General features: G+C 73.7%; 13 protein-coding genes and 1 tRNA gene. 6 read left to right on the forward strand and 8 right to left on the reverse strand.

Annotation, left to right across the window (positions count from 1 at the left end; translation table 11 throughout):
- Window positions 1–57: 57 nt before the first annotated feature.
- The 4 genes from ACWDNY_RS28525 to ACWDNY_RS28540 form a co-directional block, all read right to left on the reverse strand.
- On the reverse strand, window positions 58–654 hold the full coding sequence (locus ACWDNY_RS28525; RefSeq protein ID WP_451648684.1) for a 50S ribosomal protein L25/general stress protein Ctc: 597 nt from the start codon (window positions 652–654) through the stop codon (window positions 58–60).
- A gap of 227 nt (window positions 655–881) precedes the next feature.
- Window positions 882–1,856, reverse strand: a complete 975-nt coding sequence (locus ACWDNY_RS28530; protein ID WP_451648685.1) for a ribose-phosphate diphosphokinase — start codon at window positions 1,854–1,856, stop codon at window positions 882–884.
- A 138-nt stretch (window positions 1,857–1,994) separates the two neighbouring features.
- Window positions 1,995–3,443 carry a bifunctional UDP-N-acetylglucosamine diphosphorylase/glucosamine-1-phosphate N-acetyltransferase GlmU gene (glmU, locus tag ACWDNY_RS28535; RefSeq protein WP_451648686.1) on the reverse strand — a complete coding sequence of 483 codons (1,449 nt, stop codon included), beginning with the start codon at window positions 3,441–3,443 and terminating at the stop codon, window positions 1,995–1,997.
- Between the two features lie 125 nt (window positions 3,444–3,568).
- A tRNA-Gln gene (locus ACWDNY_RS28540) sits at window positions 3,569–3,644 on the reverse strand.
- Between the two features lie 378 nt (window positions 3,645–4,022).
- Between ACWDNY_RS28540 and ACWDNY_RS28545 the strand changes: the two genes are divergently transcribed.
- The gene (locus ACWDNY_RS28545) at window positions 4,023–5,384 is read left to right on the forward strand and encodes a sensor histidine kinase (RefSeq protein WP_451648687.1); all 1,362 of its coding nucleotides are present in this window, start codon (window positions 4,023–4,025) and stop codon (window positions 5,382–5,384) included.
- Between the two features lie 67 nt (window positions 5,385–5,451).
- Here ACWDNY_RS28545 and ACWDNY_RS28550 read toward each other — a convergent pair whose 3' ends face one another.
- Both ACWDNY_RS28550 and ACWDNY_RS28555 read right to left on the reverse strand, forming a co-directional pair.
- Window positions 5,452–6,003 (reverse strand): SUKH-3 domain-containing protein, encoded by a 552-nt coding sequence (locus ACWDNY_RS28550; RefSeq protein ID WP_451648688.1) that lies wholly within the window; start codon window positions 6,001–6,003, stop codon window positions 5,452–5,454.
- Window positions 6,004–6,158: 155 nt separating this feature from the next.
- Window positions 6,159–6,674 (reverse strand): YwqJ-related putative deaminase, encoded by a 516-nt coding sequence (locus ACWDNY_RS28555; RefSeq protein ID WP_451648689.1) that lies wholly within the window; start codon window positions 6,672–6,674, stop codon window positions 6,159–6,161.
- Between the two features lie 295 nt (window positions 6,675–6,969).
- On the opposite strand from ACWDNY_RS28555, the gene ACWDNY_RS28560 reads away from it, so the two are divergent.
- From ACWDNY_RS28560 to ACWDNY_RS28570, 3 genes are all read left to right on the forward strand, one after another.
- Complete coding sequence (locus ACWDNY_RS28560) at window positions 6,970–7,989, forward strand: SMI1/KNR4 family protein (RefSeq protein WP_451648690.1); 1,020 nt, start codon at window positions 6,970–6,972, stop codon at window positions 7,987–7,989.
- Window positions 7,990–7,998: 9 nt separating this feature from the next.
- On the forward strand, window positions 7,999–10,755 hold the full coding sequence (locus tag ACWDNY_RS28565; protein ID WP_451648691.1) for an SUKH-4 family immunity protein: 2,757 nt from the start codon (window positions 7,999–8,001) through the stop codon (window positions 10,753–10,755).
- Between the two features lie 265 nt (window positions 10,756–11,020).
- Window positions 11,021–11,908, forward strand: a complete 888-nt coding sequence (locus tag ACWDNY_RS28570) for a cellulose-binding protein (RefSeq protein ID WP_451648692.1) — start codon at window positions 11,021–11,023, stop codon at window positions 11,906–11,908.
- 315 nt (window positions 11,909–12,223) lie between these two features.
- Here the strand turns inward: ACWDNY_RS28570 and ACWDNY_RS28575 are convergent, their stop codons facing one another.
- Window positions 12,224–13,837, reverse strand: coding sequence for a sodium/solute symporter (locus ACWDNY_RS28575; RefSeq protein WP_451648693.1), 1,614 nt, complete (start codon window positions 13,835–13,837; stop codon window positions 12,224–12,226).
- Window positions 13,834–14,439 carry a DUF485 domain-containing protein gene (locus tag ACWDNY_RS28580; protein ID WP_451648694.1) on the reverse strand — a complete coding sequence of 202 codons (606 nt, stop codon included), beginning with the start codon at window positions 14,437–14,439 and terminating at the stop codon, window positions 13,834–13,836. The genes ACWDNY_RS28575 and ACWDNY_RS28580 overlap by 4 nt, the downstream gene beginning before the upstream one ends.
- 546 nt (window positions 14,440–14,985) lie before the next feature.
- On the opposite strand from ACWDNY_RS28580, the gene ACWDNY_RS28585 reads away from it, so the two are divergent.
- Entirely contained in the window at window positions 14,986–15,774 is a 789-nt protein-coding gene (locus ACWDNY_RS28585) for an ABC transporter ATP-binding protein (protein WP_451648695.1), read from the forward strand.
- Window positions 15,771–18,350 (forward strand): ABC transporter permease, encoded by a 2,580-nt coding sequence (locus ACWDNY_RS28590; RefSeq protein ID WP_451648696.1) that lies wholly within the window; start codon window positions 15,771–15,773, stop codon window positions 18,348–18,350. The genes ACWDNY_RS28585 and ACWDNY_RS28590 overlap by 4 nt, the downstream gene beginning before the upstream one ends.
- Window positions 18,351–18,531 lie beyond the last annotated feature (181 nt).

Genomic DNA, 18,531 nt, shown 5'->3' on the forward strand with positions numbered 1-18,531 from the left:
GACTCGGGCATGTTGGTGGCGCGGTAGTAGCCGGCGAAACGATGGGGGTTCGAGGGATCAGGCCTCGGCGGCCTCTTCGCCCTCGCCCTCCTCGCCCTCCGGGACCTCCTCGGCCTGCGCGGCCAGGACCTGCAGCACCACGGCGACCTCGTCCACGGCCAGCGTCACACCACTCGGCAGGGCGATGTCCCTGGCCAGGATCGAGGCACCGGCCTCCAGACCCTCCACCGACACGGTCAGCGCCTCGGGGATGTGCGTCGCCTCGGCCTCGACCGGCAGCGCGGACAGGACGTGCTCCAGCAGGTTGCCGCCGGGGGCCAGCTCGCCCTCGGCCTGCACCGGGATCTCGACCGTGACCTTCTCGCCGCGCTTGACCAGCAGCAGGTCGACGTGCTCCAGGAAGTTCTTCAGCGGGTGACGCTGCACGGCCTTCGGGATCGCCAGCTCGTTCGACTTGCCGTCGATGTCCAGCGAGATCAGGACGTTGGGCGTACGCAGCGCCAGCAGCAGGTCGTGGCCCGGCAGCGTCAGGTGCAGGGGGTCGGAACCGTGCCCGTACAGCACGCCCGGGACCTTGTCCTCACGGCGGATGCGGCGGGCGGCACCCTTGCCGAACTCGGTGCGCGTCTGGGCGGCGAGCTTCACCTCGGACATTGCTCACTCCTCGTAGTAGTACGTGGGAATACGGTCGGGGTCACCCGGCCAACGAACGGCCTGCTACGAAGAGCGCGTCGATTACGGACCGCCGGTCCCGCCGAAAACGGGAACGGCCTCCCTCGCCGAGCAACTGCAGCAGTTTACTCGGAGAAGGAGGCCAGACCCAAAACGATCTTCGTGTGGGGCGGGGGGCGGGACCCGGTGCCGGATCCTTCCGCCCCGTCCTACTGCTCGTCGAACAGGCTCGTGACCGAACCGTCCTCGAACACCTCGCGCACCGCGCTCGCGATCGTCGGCGCGATCGACAGCACCGTGATCTTGTCCAGCTCCAGCTCGCCCGGCGTCGGCAGCGTGTTCGTCAGCACGAACTCGCTCACCTTCGAGTTCTTCAGCCGGTCCGCCGCCGCACCCGACAGCACACCGTGCGTCGCCGTCACGATCACGTCCTCCGCGCCGTGCGCGAACAGGGCGTCCGCCGCGGCGCAGATGGTGCCACCGGTGTCGATCATGTCGTCGACCAGGACGCAGATACGGCCCTTGACGTCACCGACGACCTCGTGCACCGTCACCTGGTTCGCCACGTCCTTGTCGCGCCGCTTGTGCACGATCGCCAGCGGCGCGCCCAGCCGGTCGCACCAGCGGTCCGCCACCCGCACCCGGCCGGCGTCCGGGGACACCACCGTCAGCTTGGAGCGGTCGACCTTGTTGCCCACGTAGTCCGCCAGCAGCGGCAGCGCGAACAGATGGTCCACCGGGCCGTCGAAGAAGCCCTGGATCTGGTCCGTGTGCAGGTCCATCGCCAGGATCCGGTGGGCACCCGCGGTCTTCATCAGGTCCGCGATCAGACGCGCCGAGATCGGTTCACGTCCACGGTGCTTCTTGTCCTGTCGCGCGTAACCGTAGAACGGCACGATCACCGTGATGGAGCGGGCCGACGCGCGCTTCAGCGCGTCGATCATGATCAGCTGCTCCATGATCCACTTGTTGATCGGAGCCGTGTGGCTCTGGATCAGGAAGCAGTCCGCGCCACGAGCGGACTCCTGGTAGCGGACGTAGATCTCACCGTTGGCGAAGTCGAAGGCCTTCGTCGGGACGACCCCGACACCCAGCTGCTGGGCGACCTCCTCGGCAAGCTCGGGGTGGGCGCGGCCGGAGAAGAACATCATCTTCTTCTTGCCGGTCGTCTTGATCCCGGTCACAGCACTGTCTCCTCAGAGGTGTTCTCAGCCGGCCGTCGAGGAACCTTCCCGAACAAGGCGCCCGAGAGTCCGTCTCGGCTGGTGGGGTGGGGGTCTGCACCTATCACGGTACGCCGTCCCGGACGTACCTGTTTCCGGTCAGGCCTCGCCCTCCGGCTCCCGGGAGGCCGCCTCTGCCGCCTTCGCCGCCGCGCTCCCGGGACGCTTGCGCGCCACCCAGCCCTCGATATTCCGCTGCTGACCACGGGCCACGGCCAGCGAACCCGGCGGCACGTTCTTCGTGATCACCGAGCCGGCCGCGGTGTACGCGCCGTCCCCGACCGTGACAGGAGCCACAAACATGTTGTCCGAACCGGTCCGGCAGTGCGACCCGATCGTCGTGTGGTGCTTGTCCTGACCGTCGTAGTTCACGAACACGCTGGCCGCGCCGATGTTCGTGTACTCGCCGATCGTCGCGTCACCGACGTACGACAGGTGCGGCACCTTCGTCCCCTCGCCGATGCGCGCGTTCTTCGTCTCGACGTACGTGCCGACCTTCGACTTCGGTCCCAGCCGCGTACCGGGCCGCAGGTACGCGTACGGCCCCACCGACGCCTCCGGGCCGATCACGGCACCGTCGGACACCGTGTTGTCCACGCGGGCGCCGCTGCCCACCTTCGTGTCCGTCAGCCGGCTGTTCGGCCCGACCGCACTGCCCTCGCCCAGCCGCGTCGACCCGTGCAGCTGCGTCCCCGGCAGGACCGTCACGTCCTGCTCGAACGTGACCGTCACATCGACCCACGTCGTGGCCGGGTCGACCACCGTCACACCGGCGAGCATCGCGTTCGTCAGCAGCCGGTCGTTGAGGGTCCGCCGCGCCTCGGCCAGCTGCACGCGGTTGTTGATCCCCGCGATCTCGCGGTGGTCGGTGGCCACGCACGCGCCCACCCGGTGGCCGGCCTCGCGCAGGATGCCGAGCACGTCCGTCAGGTACTCCTCGCCCTGGCTGTTGTCCGTGCGCACCTTGCCCAGCGCCTCCGCCAGCAGTCGCCCGTCGAAGGCGAACACCCCGGAGTTGATCTCCCGGATCGCGCGCTGCGACTCCGACGCGTCCTTGTGCTCCACGATCGCGGTCACCGCGCCCGAGGCGCCGTCCCGCACGATCCGGCCGTACCCGGTCGCGTCCGGCACCTGCGCCGTCAGCACCGTCACGGCGTTGCCGTCCGCGTCGTGCGTGGCGGCCAGGCTGCGCAGCGTCTCGCCGGTCAGCAGCGGGGTGTCACCGCACACGACCACCACGGTGCCGTCGACGGAGCCGCCGAGCTCCTCCAGCGCCATGCGGACGGCGTGACCGGTCCCCTTCTGCTGCTCCTGCACCGCGGTGCGCACACGGGAGTCGACCTCGGCGAGGTGCGCGGTGACCTTCTCGCGGGCGTGCCCGACCACGACGACCAGGTTCTCGGGTTCCAACTCGCGTGAGGCGGCGAGCACATGGCCCACGAGGGAACGGCCGCAGATCTCATGCAGGACCTTCGGTGTGGCCGACTTCATACGGGTGCCCTCACCCGCTGCGAGAACGACGACGGCTGCCGGGCGAATGGCGCTCACGGAGTTGCCCTTCGGCTGTGGATGGGTGGGGGTTGGACATCCGCAGGATACCGGGGCGTTTCAGGGGGGAAACGAGAGCGGGCCGGACCGGGCGGCCGGGGCCCGGACCGCGGTGCGCTCCGCTGTGGCTCCCCCGCAAGGATTCGAACCTTGTCCTGCTGGTACCAAAAACCAGTGTGCTGCCAGTTACACCACGGGGGACGGCGCTTCAGACCATACCGGAGAGGTGCCCGCGCCCGGGCGGCGATCGCGCGCGACCGGCCCCGGACGTGCCGGAGTCCGCGCTGTCGGCGCCGTCCGTCGCGGAACCGCCGCGGGACGCGGCCGTCGCGCTCCGGCGCCGGCGTCCGCTCCCGCGGGCTGTGGGCTGCGGGCCGCCGAAGTCGGCGTGCCCGCCGCGGGAATGCGCGCGGCGTGGCCGTCCGGCCGGAATGGCCCGTTCCGCGATGGGAAGGGCACCGGGTCGGCAGTTCGGCGGATACCGATTGGTATCGGTGCTGTTCGATCACCGGGAGCGGTGTGGGGTGGTACCGGAAACTCGCCGGAAAAGCCGGGGGCGGCGCCCGTAGGCTGGGAGCCATGACCACGACGGGGGAAGAGCACGCGACGGCCGTGACCGGGCCGTGGTGGTGGGCACGGTGGCGCAGCGCGATGCTCGACGGGAGTCTCGCGCTGGTGTCCGCCCTGGAGTGCGCGGCGGAGGGTGTTCCGTTCGCCCGGGACGCGGGGGTTCCGGCGTCCGCGGGGATCGTGTTCGGTCTGCTGGCCGGGTCGGTGCTGCTGGTGCGGCGTCGCCTGCCGGTCGCGGTGGTGCTGGTGGCGATCGCCGTCACGCCGGCCCAGATGGGTTTCCTGATGGGCATCGTCGGCCTGTACACGCTGGCGGCGTGCGAGCTGCCGCGGCGGGTCATCGCGGCATTGGCCGGCATGTCGCTGCTCGGGACGATGATCGTGACGTTCGTGCGGGTGCGCCAGGACATGGCGCGCGGGGATCTGACGCTCGGGGACTGGTTCGTGCCCTTCGCGGCGGTCACGACGTCGCTGGGGCTGACGGCGCCTCCGGTGCTGCTGGGCCTGTATGTGGGGGCGAGGCGACGGCTGATGGAGAGTCTGCGGGAGCGGGCGGACAGTCTGGAGCGGGAGTTGCAGCTGCTCGCGGAGCGGGCGGAGGAGCGGGCGGAGTGGGCCCGCGGCGAGGAGCGCACCCGGATCGCGCGGGAGATGCACGACGTGGTGGCGCACCGGGTGAGTCTCATGGTGGTGCACGCGGCCGCTCTGCAGGCCGTGGCCCGCAAGGATCCGGAGAAGGCGGTGAAGAACGCCGCGTTGGTGGGGGACATGGGCCGGCAGGCGCTGACCGAGCTGCGGGAGATGCTCGGGGTGCTGCGCAGCGGCGACGGGCAGGAGCGGCGTGCTCGGCGGGAGGCGCCGGGACCGTCGACGGCGTCGACGGCGTATCCCGTGCCGTTGGCGGCGGTGGGGGCGGCCGCGGCGGCGGCCTCCCGAGCGGTCGGGGCTCCGGTGGAGGGGCCGCCGGAGGGGCCGGGACCGAGCCTGTCGGAGCTGGACGAGCTGGTCGAGCAGTCCGCGGCGGCGGGGATGGTGGTACGGCTGTCGGTGGAGGGGCGGGCACGCGCGTACGCGGCGGAGGTCGAGCAGACGGCGTTCCGGGTGGTGCAGGAGGCGCTGACGAACGTCCACAAGCACGCGGCGGGGGCGAAGACGCATGTGCGCCTGGCGCACCGCACGTCGGAGATCGCGATGCAGGTCGAGAACGAGCCGCCGCCGGAGCCGGGGTCGGCGGGTGCGGCGCGGCTGCCGTCGGGCGGGAACGGCCTGCTCGGGATGAGGGAGCGGGTGCTGGCTCTCGGGGGCGTGTTCGTGTCCGGGCCGACGGACGCGGGGGGCTTCCGGGTGTCGGCGGTGATTCCGGCGTCGTGAGGCCGGCCGTTCCGGCCCCGGAGGGCGCCGGGTGCCGTCGTGCCGGGGGCGGGCCGGCTCCGGGTTCTCAGCCCGCGGTCAGACGTACCGGTTCTATGCCGCAGATCAGCGCGGACAGGGCCTGGTCGAGGTCGGGGCCGAGGTACCAGTCGCCGGTGTGGTCCAGGGCGTAGACGCGGCCTTCGGCGTCGACGGCGAGGAGGGACTCGGTGTCGGTCTCGGCGCCGAGGGGGCAGACGCCGGTGCCGAGGGCGCGGCCGAGGTCGCCGAGGGTGCGGGCCATGTGCAGGCCGTGCAGCGGGTCGAGGTGGAGCGCGGCGGGGGCGACCTGGCGCCCGGGGCCGGCCGCGGTGACGTGCAGACCGCCGAACTCGGCCCAGGCCTCGACGGCGGCCGGGAAGACGGCGTGGCGGTGCCCCGCGGGCGAGGCGTGCTCGCGCAGGGCGTCGGCCCAGATCTCGGCCTGCTTCATGTCCCAGCGGCCGGGGTGCCAGCCGGCGGAGCGCAGGGCGGCGTCCACGGGCGCGGGGAAGCGGGCCGGGGCTCCCCCCTGCGCGGGCGGGGCGGAGAGCCTGGAGGACGTGGCGCGGTCGGAGCGGTCCGAGCGGTCGGTGTGCATCTGCCCTTCGTTCGTCGAGGTCGTCGAGGCCGCGAGGCCGTCGAGGCGCGGCTCCGGTGCCGGGTGTGGTCGTCGCCGCGGTGCGTCGTGCTGCCGGTCGCGCGGGGGCTGGGCGCGGGGTCGTGGGGTGGGCCGCTGTGCCGTCGGCCGCCGGGTCAGCCGCCCGTCCCCGTGGGGTCGACGATGCGGACGCCGAAGTGGGCGCTGAGCGCGGTGCAGGCGCGGCAGGGCGCCACGAAGCCGCCGTGCAGGGGGTCACCGTCCTCACGGATGCGCCGGGCGGTGAGCTTGGCCTGCTTGAGGGCCTTGCGCGCCTCACCGTTCGTCATGGGTTTGCGGGCGGCGCGTTTGCTGCGGGCGGCGTCGACGGCCGTGATGTGCCGGGAGATGAGGATGGTCTCGGCGCAGCGGCCGGTGAAGCGGTCGCGCTGGGCGCTGGTGAGCGTGTCGAGGAAGTCCTGGACGAGGGGGTGCAGCGCCGGAGGCTGGTCGCCGCGTGCGGCGGTGCCGGTGAGGGTGGCACCGCGGACGGACAGGGCGGCGGCCACGGTGGGGAGTATGCCGTCGCGGCGGTGGCGGAGGGCGGGAACCGGCGGCGTACCGGTGCCGCTCCAGCCGATCCGCGGGTCGCCGGAGGCGGGGCCGTGCGGTTCCGTCTGCGTCGCGTTCATGATCGTCTTTCCCTCCGGAGCATCCCCCGCGAAGGACACAGAGTGCCAAATGCCGTGGCGGGAGCGGAAGCTGGGGCGGCGCGACACGCCCGGTCGAGGTCGGTGCGTCACGGCGGGGTGACGGCTGGTCACGGAAGTGGTGGGCCGGTGACCGGTGTCCGCGTACCGCATAGGCTGTCGGCACCCGCATGAGTGCGGTCAACGCGTTGGAGAGAAGTAGTCGATACGGGCCGCGGCGGGCCGGTCTGGGACCGGGGGCCGCGGGCCGTACTGAGTGCCGCAGGGGGCAACCGCCATGACGACAGGTCGGCTCGGGCTGGGGGCGCCACCCGGCAGCCAGGCCGGGGGAGACGGCGTGCCGCCGAACGCGGCCTACGCGGGGCAGGTCGTGCACTTCCCGGATCCGGTGCGGGCGGCACGTCACCCCGGAGGGGTGCGCGTCGACGACCGGGGCTACCCCGACTTCTCCGCGTACGCGCGGGCGGCCGTGGAGATCGCGGAGCCGCCGGAGGGTTTCGGCGTCGACGAGCTGCGGCTGACGGACTACGTGTCGGCGAACGCGGCGCTGGCCGCGTCGGGGCACGAGTTGTGGGACACGGTCCCGAACGTCGCCACGCCGCACGGCTGGACGTGGCACCACGTGGTGGGCGGCCGTCGCCTGGAGCTGGTCCCGGTGGAGGTGAAGGCGCTGCTGCGCCACCACGGCGGGATCGCGACCGCGAACGTCGACCAGGTCAAGCGGGGCACGCGGCCGTTGCAGGAGACGCGGCCGGCGCACTTCGGGCTGCCCAAGTCGGGCGTCGCGGTGTCGGAGCAGCAGGTGCAGGGCGTCGAGGAGGACCTGGGGTACCGGCTTCCGGGCGCGTACCGGTCCTTCCTGAAGGCGGCGGGCGGCTGCGCGCCGGTCGGTACCGCGCTGGACGCCCAGTTGGGGCTGCTGGTCGACCAGCCGTTCTTCACGGTGCGGGAGGAGGCGGCGGTCAACGACCTGGTCTACGTCAACAAGTGCCTGCGGGATCACCTGACGAAGGACTATCTGGGCGTCGCCTTCGTGCAGGGCGGTCTGCTCGCCGTGAAGGTGAAGGGCGACCGGGCCGGATCGGTGTGGTTCTGCGCGTACGACGACGTGCGGGACGTGGATCCGTCGTGGACGCAGGCGGAGCGCGTGGAGCGGCTGCTGCTGCCGTGCGGTGAGGACTTCGACGCGTTCCTGTCCCGGCTGGCGGGTTCCCCGCCGGAGCTGGAGACGGTGGCGAACCTGATGGTGGACGGCGGCTTCGCGCGTGCCGTCCCGGTTTCTTCCGCGGGGGAGTGAGCTTCGGCGATGGTGACGTTCGCGCAGGCGCAGGAGCGCGCGGAGGAGTGGGTCAACGGTGACGTGCCGTCGTACCAGCATCGTGCGGTGCAGGTACGGGAGTTCGAGCTCGGCTTCGTGGTGTGGGCCGAGGACCGCGCGGACGGGCCGCGTTCGGACGGGGGCGCGCAGCGGCTGGTGATCGCACGGGACAGCGGTGAGGCCACGCTGTGGCCCGCGCTGCCGGTGGGCGAGGTCATCCGCCGGTACGAGGAGGAGTACGGCCGCCCGGACGTGCCGGCCGGGCCGGCGGCGGCCCCGCCCGCCCGGGTGGACCTGAATCAGACGTCGTTCCTGCTGAGTCCGCCGGAGTGGTTGCAGGAGGCGGCGGACAAGCTGGGCATCCCGGACCGGCGGTCCGGGGCGGGTGCCGGGGCCGGCAGCGGCTCGACGGCCGGTGCGGAGGCCGGCGGGGGCTCGACGGCCGGTGCCGGTGCTGGTGCCAGGAGTGGTTCGACGGCGGGTCCCGGCAATGGCTGGACGGGTGACGGTGCGGCTGCTGCCGCGTCCGCGGGGCCGGGGTCCGCCGGAGGCGGTGCGCTGCCGCGGACGCAGGGCGGGACGCCGGGCGCCGCGCCGGCCGCGCCGGGTGCGGACGCCGGTCCTGGCTCCGGGGCCGCGGGCGGGTCGTACACCCCCGGCGCGCCGGGTGCCCCCGGCTCTCCGGGTACGCCCGCCGGGGGCACGCCCTGGGCCGGGACGGACACCAACGCCGAGGCCGGTGACGACCGTTCCGTGCCGCTGCCCGCGACCGTGTTCGCGCCGCCGCTCAGCGCTTCCGACTACGGCACCCCGCCGCCTCCGCCCGCCGCCGCGCCCGACGCGAAGACGGCGCTGATGGCGGGCGGCAGCCACCTGCCGCGTACGACGACGGCACCGGCCCTCCACGACTCCGGCGCCTCCGCCGGGGTGGAGGCCCCGCCGGCACCCGGCGGTGCGGCGGGAACGCCCGGCGGCCCGGCGGCCGGCGGTGGGCCGGGTCCGGCGCAGGGCAGCGTTCCTCCGCCTCCGTCCCCGGGTGGACCGTCGTACGGCCACCCGCAGCATCCGGGCGCGCAGGCGCCGGGTGCGCCGGGAACGCCGCCTCCGGTGCCCGGTCACCCGGGCGGCCCGGGCACGCCCCCGCCGCCGGGTGCGCCGTCGTACGGCTACCCGCAGGGTTCCGCGACTCCGGGAGCCCCGCCGCCTCCGCCCGCGGACGGCTCGACGGGGTCCGGACGGCCGCCCACGAACGCCGGGGACATCGCCGACGCCGCGACGAGCAAGGCGGCGCCTCCGCCGCGTCGTGGGCGCGGCGGCGGGGCGGTTCCGCCGCCTCCGGGTGCCCCGGGGACGCCGGGCGCGCGTCCGGGCATGCCCGCGCCGTCCGCACCCGGTGGTCCGGACGCGCCGGCCGGCGGGTACGCGCCGACCCAGTTCGTGTCGTCGCTCGGGCCCGGGGGGCCCGAGGGCGCCCCGCCGGCGCCGGGTGGTCCGGGCACGCCTCCGCCGCCGGGTGCGCCGAACGCGCCGGGTGGTACGCCGCCCGGTGCCGTGCACCACGCGGCGACGATGTTCGCCGACCCGAGCCGGCCCGGTGGCGCGCCGCAGCCGCCCGGCCCGCCCGGCATGCCGCCGGGTGCGATGCCGCCCCCACCGCCGCCCGTTCCCGGCCAGGTCCCGCCCCCCGGCCCCCCGGCCGGCGGTCAGCCGATGCCCGGTCAGCCGATGCCGGGTCAGCAGCCGCCCGCATACGGCTACCCGCAGCAGGGGCAGCCGACGGTCGGTCCCGGCTACCAGGCCGTGCTGCGGTACCGCGCGCACGACGGGTCCGAGCAGCAGCTGATCCGGCGTTCGGCGCCGGGTGTCCCGCACCCGGAGTGGCAGATCTTCCACGAGCTGCGCGCCATGAACGTCCCGCCGGACCAGGTGCTGGAGCTGCACACGGAGCTGGAGTCGTGCGAGCTGCCGGGCGCCTACTGCGCGCGGATGATCCGCGAGCAGTGGCCGCAGGCCCGGATCACGAGCATCGCCCCGTACGGCACGGACCACGCGAGCCGCCGGCAGGGCATGCAGCAGCTCCTGGCGCACCAGGGCGAGTTGCACCAGGTGGCCGACGGTCCCGCGCGGCCGGGGCCGGTGCGGGCGCCGCTGCCGCCGGTGCAGTCCGTGCCGCCCATCCCGCCGGAGGGCGTCGCGCAGGAGCTGGCGGGCGCGTTCGGGCCGGGCGTCTTCCGGTTCGAGCAGGCGGCGGTCTCCCGCCAGGGCGTGCCGCCGATCGTGGCGCACACCCTGGTGGTGGCGGGACTGCCGCTGGACATGGGCCCCTTCTTCTGGGCGCAGGCCCAGCCGGGGCGGCCGGTGCCGACACTGGCGGAGCTGGCGGCCGAGCGCGGGGTGCAGCCGGCGCCGGACGCGGGCGCGTACCTGGTGATGGGCAGTGACTTCGGCAAGGCCGTCTGCGTGCAGTACGGCACGGCGAACATCGTGGCGGTGCCGGTGGAGGCGGGGCCGGGTGGCACGTCCGTGCCGCCTCAGTTCGTCAACACCGGGCTGCCGGAGTTCGTGCGCTGCCTGGCGCTGCTGGGGCGGATGTGGCGGCTGCGGTTCGGCCTGAACCAGGAGCAGGCGGGCCGCTGGACGGTCGACTTCCAGGCCCAGCTCGCCGCGCTCGACCCGGCGGCGCTGGCGTCGCCCGAGAGCTGGTGGTCGGTGCTGCTGGAGCAGATGTGGGACGGACTGCTGTGAGCCGCTGACGCGGCGCCGCGCCGGGACGAACGGCGCGCGGCGCGAGGACGAGGGCCGGGCCCGGTCGCACGACCGGGCCCGGCCCTCTCGTGTCCCCGCGGCCCCGTACGGGTGCGCTCCGTGGTGGCCCCCCGTGGTGATGACCGGCCGACGGCCCGGAGACGACGTGCCCCCGGAGTGTCGCGTTATGAGTATTTACGCCCTATCGCTCAAGATGTCCGCGCAGCCGTCCTTACACGTCCGTTCGGCGGAGAGGGGTTCCAGGATGAGCGGCCCAGCGGTGTCGCCCCACGGCTTCGTGGTCGTACGGCGGCGCGGTTACCGTCCCGACCAGGTCGACGCCTACGCGGACGCCCTCTCCGGCGACCGCGACGCCGCCTGGGAGCGCGCGGCGCGGCTCACCGTCCTCGCCCGGCACATGGAGGCGGACGTCGCCCGGCTGCGGGAGGCCGTCGAGGCGCTCGCCCCGCAGACCTACGCGTCGCTCGGGGACGGTGCGCGGCGGCTGTTCGCGGCCGGGCGCGAGGAGGCGGAGGCCGTCCGGGAGCGTGCGCGGCGGGAGGCGCGGCGCATCGAGGAGGAGGCGCGGGCGCAGGCGGAGAGCGTGCTGCAGGCGGCGCGCAAGCAGGCCGACGCGGTGCGCGCCGAGGCCGACGAACACGCCCGGCGGCGGCTTCTCGCGGCCGGTGCACAGGCGCAGGAGATCCGCGTCGCGGCGCGCCGCCAGGTGCGCAGGAGCCGCGCCGAGGCGGTGGCCGACCTGCGGCAGAAGCGGCAGCTCGCCGACACGATGCTGGCCGACCAGGCCCGCGAGCACGCCCGGCGGCTGGCCGCGGCGGAGCGGGAGGAGGACGGGCGCCGGGCCGCCGTCGACGCGGAGTACGCCGAGCGGGCGGCACGGGCCGAGGCGGCACTGTCGGCGGCCGCGCGGGCGCTCGCCGACGCGGAGGAGTCGGCGCTGCGCGGCCAGGAGGAGGCCCGGGCCCGGGCGGCACGGGTGCTCACCGACGCCCGGCGCCACCGGGAACGGATCGCCCGGCAGGCCGAACGGGTGCTGGGCGAGCAGGGTGAGCTCCGGGACCGCCTGCGCGAGCCGACGTACACGGTGCACGGCGACGTCGCGGCGCTCACGGCACCCACGCGGTCGACGTAGCGAACGGCAGCGGACCCGCTCCGCGGCCGCCCGAGCGCACGCACGTGCCCGCGGCCGTCCCCGGCCGTCCCCGGTCGTCCGCGTCCGCGGCACCGGCGGCTCCCCGCAGGTGTGTGGCGCCGCGGCCGACCGGGGCGTGGCGGCCCCGGCGGCCGGTCGCGTGGCTGCGTCCTTCGGACGGGGCCTCGTCCGGACGGGTGAGGTGGACCCCGCCGTGCGGCTGAACGCGCCCGCCGCTCCCGCGGCCTCGTGCGCGGCGGGCAGTGCGTGACCGTGCCTGCCGCGGCCGCCCCGGCGGGCGGCCGCGGCACCGGCTCAGTCGCCCCTGCGGACCGCGCCCGCCAGGATCAGCCCCTCCACCTCCTCGTACTGCCGGCGTTGTCCGTCCGCCTTGGCGCGGCCGGAGGCGAGCGTGCCGAGCCAGCCGCACAGGAAGCCGAACGGGATGGAGACCAGGCCGGTCGTCGTGAACGGGAAGTAGGCGAAGTCCGCGTCGGGGAACGCCGCGACGGGGGAGCCCGAGACCAGGGTGGTGCCCGGCATCAGCGCCAGGACCGCGAGGCTGCCGCCGATCAGCGTGCACATCAGGCCCGTCCGGGTGAAGCGGCGCCAGAAGAGGCTGTAGACCAGTGCGGGGGCGAGGGCGGACGCCCCCAGGCAGAAGCTCAGGGTCACCAGGTGCTGCAGGCTGCGGTGCTGCACGAGCGTCGCCAGCGCGATCGTCGGGATGCCCACGGCCAGCGCCGAGACGCGGGCCAGCGTCATCTCCCGGCGCGGCGGCATCTCCTGCACGCGCGCCGCGAAGACGTCGTGGGCCAAGGAGTTGGCGCAGGCGAGGATCATCCCGGCGACGGAGGCGAGCAGGGTGAGGAAGATGGCCGTCGTGACCGTGGTGAAGAGCAAGGTCTCCACCGGGGAGACGTCCGCGCCGAACACCGCCCTGGACCCCAGCAGATAGGCGGTGTTGCCCTGCGGGTCGGCCTGCGCCAGGGCCGCCCGCCCGATCATCGCGGTCGCGCCGAAGCCGACGACCGTGATCACCAGCACGAACAGCGCCACGCTCGACACCGCCCACGACATCGACCGCCGGACCTGCCGGGCGCTGGAGGCGGTGTACATGCGCATGGTGACGTGCGGCAGGCATCCGCCGCCCAGGACGATCGTCAGCTCGGAGGTGATCATGTCAAGCCGGGGGCTGGCCCCGCCCGCGAACTCGAGTCCCGAGTGCAGGAACGCCGGCCCGACCCCGCTCTGTCGCGCCGCCGCGTCGAACAGCGTGCCCGGGTCCCAGTCGAACCGGTGCAGGACCAGCAGGGCGACCACCGTGCCGGAGCCGAGCAGCATCACGATCTTCAGGATCTGGATCAGGGCGGTGCCCTTCATCCCGCCGATCGCCGCGTAACTGATCATCAGTACGCCCAGGCCGATCACACAGCCGGTCTGCAGGGAGTCGCTGGAGAACCCGAGCAGGTAGGCGAGCAGTTGCCCGGTGCCGGCCAGCTGTACCAGCATCAGCGGCATCAGCGCGGCGATGGTCACCGCGCACGCCGTGATGCGCACGCTCCGGCCCGGCATCCGCCGGGCCAGCACGTCGCCCATGGTGAACCTGCCCGCGTTGCGCAGGGGTTCGGCCAGCAGGAACATCAGCAGCATCAGGGACAGCGCCGTGCTGAGCGCCAGTACGACCCCGTCGTAGCCGCACAGGGCGATCACGCCGCCGGTGCCCAGCACGGACGCCGCGGAGATGTAGTCGCCCGCGATCGCCAGCCCGTTGCGCAGCGGGGACAGGGAGCCGTAGCCGGTGTAGAACTCGTCGAGGTCGTCCCGGTCGGGGCCGGTCATCACGCACAGCAGCAGCGTGAGCGTGGCGACGGCGGTGAACGCCACCAGGGACGTCGTCTGCGCCGATCCGCCCAGTTCCGTCGTCATCGGGTCGCCTCCTGCGGGGCGTCGGGGTCGGCCTGGCGGCGGATCCGGTCGGCCAGCGGGTCCACGGACCGGCGGGCGGTGCGCTCGTAGAGGACGATCGCCAGCCAGGTGACGGGCAGTTGGGCCAGGGCCAGCAGCAGCCCGGTGGTCAGGCCGCCGGTGACGGTGCCCGTCATGAACGACGGTGCGTACGCCGACAGGAGGAGGAAGAGGACGAAGTAGCCGAGCGCGGTGAGCGTGGCGACGCGCCGCTGCCGCCGGTAGGCGCCGCGCAGGACGCGCAGGTCGCTGTGGTGCCCGGGCGCGGGCTGCCGGGCCGGCGCCCACCGGGCGGGCTCGGGCTGCCACGCCGGCGGCTGCCAGGGGTAGGTCGGGCCCGACGCGGACGCGCCCGGCGAGGGATGCGGCCCGGACGGGCCATAGGGGTACGACGGCGGCTCGTCGTACGACGGGCGGTACGGCGGCGCGTCGTGCGACGAGGGGTACGGCGGCGCGTCGTACGACGAGGGGTACGGCGGCGCGTCGTACGCCGGCGGGTACCGGTGGGACCGCGACGTGTCGCGGGGTGGACGCGGGTGCGACGGGGAGGGGTCGTAGGACATCCCGGTGCTCCTTCTGGCTCCTTGCACGGCTCGGTCCGGTGCGGCGGACCACAGGGAGTGGGGGGCTGAGCGAGTGACGCACGCTACTCGGCGAGCAGGATCTTCGGGGGCTTTTCGCCAAACTGGCCGGTCGGTATGCGCGTTCGGGGCGGTCGCCGGGCGCCACGCGGGCTTGACCCTGACGCGGCGGCAGGGTGGAGCCTGGATGGGCCGCAGGGTGGAGACGCCCCCGGGGACCCTCCGCCTGCCGGTGGACGGCCCCTAGGGGTTGCTCCTTACCCGGGGTCGGGGAGGGTTCGTCCCGACGGAGGACGAGGAAACGGGGGGCTCGTCCTTAACCTGGCTTTACGCCGCCGGGGGGCGGTGGACCGGACCGACGGGGGTGGGGTTTTCCCCAGCGCGGAACTGCGCTGGGCACCAGCGCGCCGGCACCCCTCCCCCGACCAGAATCATCGGCGTACCGCTTCGCACGGCATGAACCCGCGGCCCAGTTCGGCGTCCGCGGGCCACGCGCACCTCTTCGCCGACCGACTTAGGAGACTTACCGTGACATCGGCTGTGACCATTCCCAGGCACGGGGGCACTGGAGGGCCTACGGCCGTTGCCGCGCGGGCGCGGCAGGTCGTCAAGGCCTACGGGACCGGGGAGACCCGGGTCGTCGCCCTCGACCATGTCGACGTGGACATCGCCCGCGGCCAGTTCACCGCGATCATGGGTCCCTCGGGATCCGGCAAGTCCACGCTCATGCACTGCCTGGCCGGGCTCGACACCGTCACCAGCGGGAAGATCTACCTCGACGAGACCGAGATCACCGGCCTGAAGGACAAGAAGCTCACGCAGCTGCGCCGGGACCGGATCGGCTTCATCTTCCAGGCGTTCAACCTGCTGCCGACGCTGAACGCGATCGAGAACATCACCCTCCCCATGGACATCGCCGGCCGGAAGCCGGACACGGCGTGGCTGGACCGCGTGGTGGAGACGGTCGGGCTCGCCGAGCGGCTCAGGCACCGGCCGAACCAGCTCTCCGGCGGTCAGCAGCAGCGCGTCGCCGTGGCCCGCGCGCTCGCCGCCCGCCCCGAGATCATCTTCGGGGACGAGCCGACCGGAAACCTCGACTCCCGCGCGGGCGCCGAGGTGCTGGGCTTCCTGCGCCGCTCGGTGGACGAGCTCGGGCAGACGATCGTGATGGTCACGCACGACCCGGTGGCCGCCAGTTACGCGGACCGCGTGCTGTACCTCGCGGACGGCCGGATCGTGGACGAGATGCACCAGCCGACGGCCGAGCAGGTCCTGGACCGGATGAAGGACTTCGACGCCCGGGGGCGCACGTCATGACGGTCCTGAAGACCTCGATGCGCAACTTCGTCGCGCACAAGGGACGCATGGCGCTGTCCGCGGTCGCCGTGCTGCTGTCGGTGGCGTTCGTGTGCGGCACGCTCGTGTTCACCGACACGATGAACACGACGTTCGACAAGCTGTTCGCGGCCACCTCCTCGGACGTGACCGTCAGCGCCAAGGGCGCCTCGGACACCGGCGAGACCACCTCCGACACCGGCCGGCCGCCGGTCATGCCGGCGTCGGTGCTGACCCGGGTGCGCGCGGCGGACGGCGTGAAGTCCGCCGAGGGCGCCGTGTTCTCGACCGCGGTGACCGTCGTCGACGCCGGCAAGGACAGCCTGTCGCCCTCCAGCGGCGCCCCGACGATCGTCGGCAGCTGGAACGGCAACGAGGCCCGCACCATGAAGATCACCTCCGGTGCGGCGCCGAGGGACGCGGGCCAGATCATGGTCGACGCCGACACCGCCGACAAGCACGGGCTGCGGCTCGGCGACACGATCGGCGTGATCACCGCGGTCGGCACGCACACCGCGAAGGTGTCCGGCATCGCCGACTTCACCGTCACCAACCCCGGCGCGGCCATCTTCTACCTGGACACGGCGACGGCGCAGCGCACGCTCGTCGGACGGACCGGCGTCTACACGAACGTCAACGTCACCGCCGCGCCGGGCGTGAGCGACGCCCGGCTGAAGCGGAACGTGCTGGCCGAGCTCGGCGGCGGATACCAGGTGCAGACCGCCAAGGAGACCGCCGACGCCAACCAGAAGGACGTCGAGAGCTTCATGAACGTCATGAAGTACGCGATGCTCGGCTTCGCCGGGATCGCCTTCCTCGTCGGCATCTTCCTGATCATCAACACCTTCTCCATGCTGGTCGCCCAGCGCACCCGGGAGATCGGCCTGATGCGGGCGATCGGCTCCTCCCGCAAGCAGGTCAACCGCTCGGTCCTCACCGAGGCGCTGCTGCTGGGCACCGTCGGGTCCGTGCTCGGAGTCGGCGCGGGCGTGGGCCTCGCGATCGGCCTGATGAAGCTCATGGGCCGGATGGGCATGGAGCTGTCCACGGACGACCTCACGGTGGCCTGGACGACCCCGGTGGCCGGCGTGCTGCTCGGTGTGGTGGTCACCGTCCTCGCCGCCTACCTGCCCGCCCGGCGCGCCGGGAAGATCTCGCCGATGGCCGCGCTGCGCGACGCCGGTGCCCCTGCCGACGCCCGGGCCGGGCGGGTGCGCGCCGTCCTCGGCACGGTCCTCACCGGCGCCGGCGCGTACGCCCTCTACCTGGCGTCCGACGCCGCCCGGGCCACGGACGGCTCGCTGTGGCTCGGCGTGGGCATCGTCCTGTCCCTGATCGGCTTCGTCGTCGTCGGCCCGCTGCTCGCGGGCGGCGTGGTCCGCGTCCTCGGAGCGGTGCTGCTGCGGGCCTTCGGCCCGGTGGGCCGGATGGCCGAGCGCAACGCCCTGCGCAACCCGCGCCGCACCGGCGCGACGGGCGCCGCGCTGATGATCGGTCTCGCGCTGGTCGCGTGCCTGTCGGTGGTCGGCTCCTCCATGGTCGCCTCCGCCACCGACCAGCTCGACAAGACCGTCGGCACGGACTTCATCGTCCAGTCCGACAGCGGCCAGCTGATCACCCCGCAGGCGGTGCGGGCCGTGAAGTCCACGCCGGGCCTGGAGCGGGTCACCGAGTACAGGTGGACCAAGGCCGACTTCACCACCCCCGACGGCAGGACACTCAAGGACACGGCCATCACGGCGGCCGACCCGACGTACGCGACGGACCTGCGCACCGAGACGGTCGCCGGCAAGCTCACGGACGCCTACCGGCCCGGCGCGATGTCCGTGCACGAGAAGTTCGCCAAGGCCCACGGCATCACCCTCGGCTCGAAGATCGCGGTGGCCTTCCGGGACGGCCGCACGGCCCGGCTGACCGTCCGGGCGATCACCAGCAGCGACGTCGTGATCGACGCGGGGGCGATGTACACGTCCATCGACACGCTCGCCCAGTACGTCCCGGCCGACCGGATGCCGCTGGACACGCTGCTCTTCGCTTCGGCGAAGGAGGGACAGCAGGACACCGCGTACACGGCGCTCAAGTCGGCGCTGCACGACTACCCGCAGTACACGGTGCGCGACCAGACCGACTACAAGCAGGCGCTGAAGGACCAGATCGGCCAGCTGCTCAACATGATCTACGGCCTGCTGGCCCTGGCGATCATCGTCGCGATCCTCGGTGTGGTGAACACGCTCGCCCTGTCGGTCGTGGAGCGGACCCGGGAGATCGGCCTGATGCGGGCGATCGGCCTGTCCCGCCGCCAGCTGCGCCGCATGATCCGCATGGAGTCCGTGGTGATCGCCCTCTTCGGCGCCCTGCTGGGCCTCGGCCTGGGCATGGGCTGGGGCGCCACCGCCCAGAAGCTCCTCGCGCTGGAGGGGCTGACCGTCCTGGAGATCCCCTGGCCGACGATCATCGGTGTCTTCGTGGGCTCGGCCTTCGTAGGCCTGTTCGCGGCCCTGGTCCCGGCCTTCCGCGCCGGCCGGATGAACGTCCTGAACGCCATCGCCACGGAGTAACGAACCGCTAGTGCCGCGGCAGGCAACGTTCGCCCCGTCGCGACGCCCGGCACGCTCCCCCAAGCCCTCGGCTCCGCTCGAGCAGGGGGTACCCCCTCTCGCCGCGCCGGCCGGAAGCCCGAGTACATCCAGTACGAGGGCGTCCGGCCGGCACGCCGAGAGCACGCACCGGCGGGCCGGC

The organism is Streptomyces sp. NPDC003697, assembly GCF_053587115.1.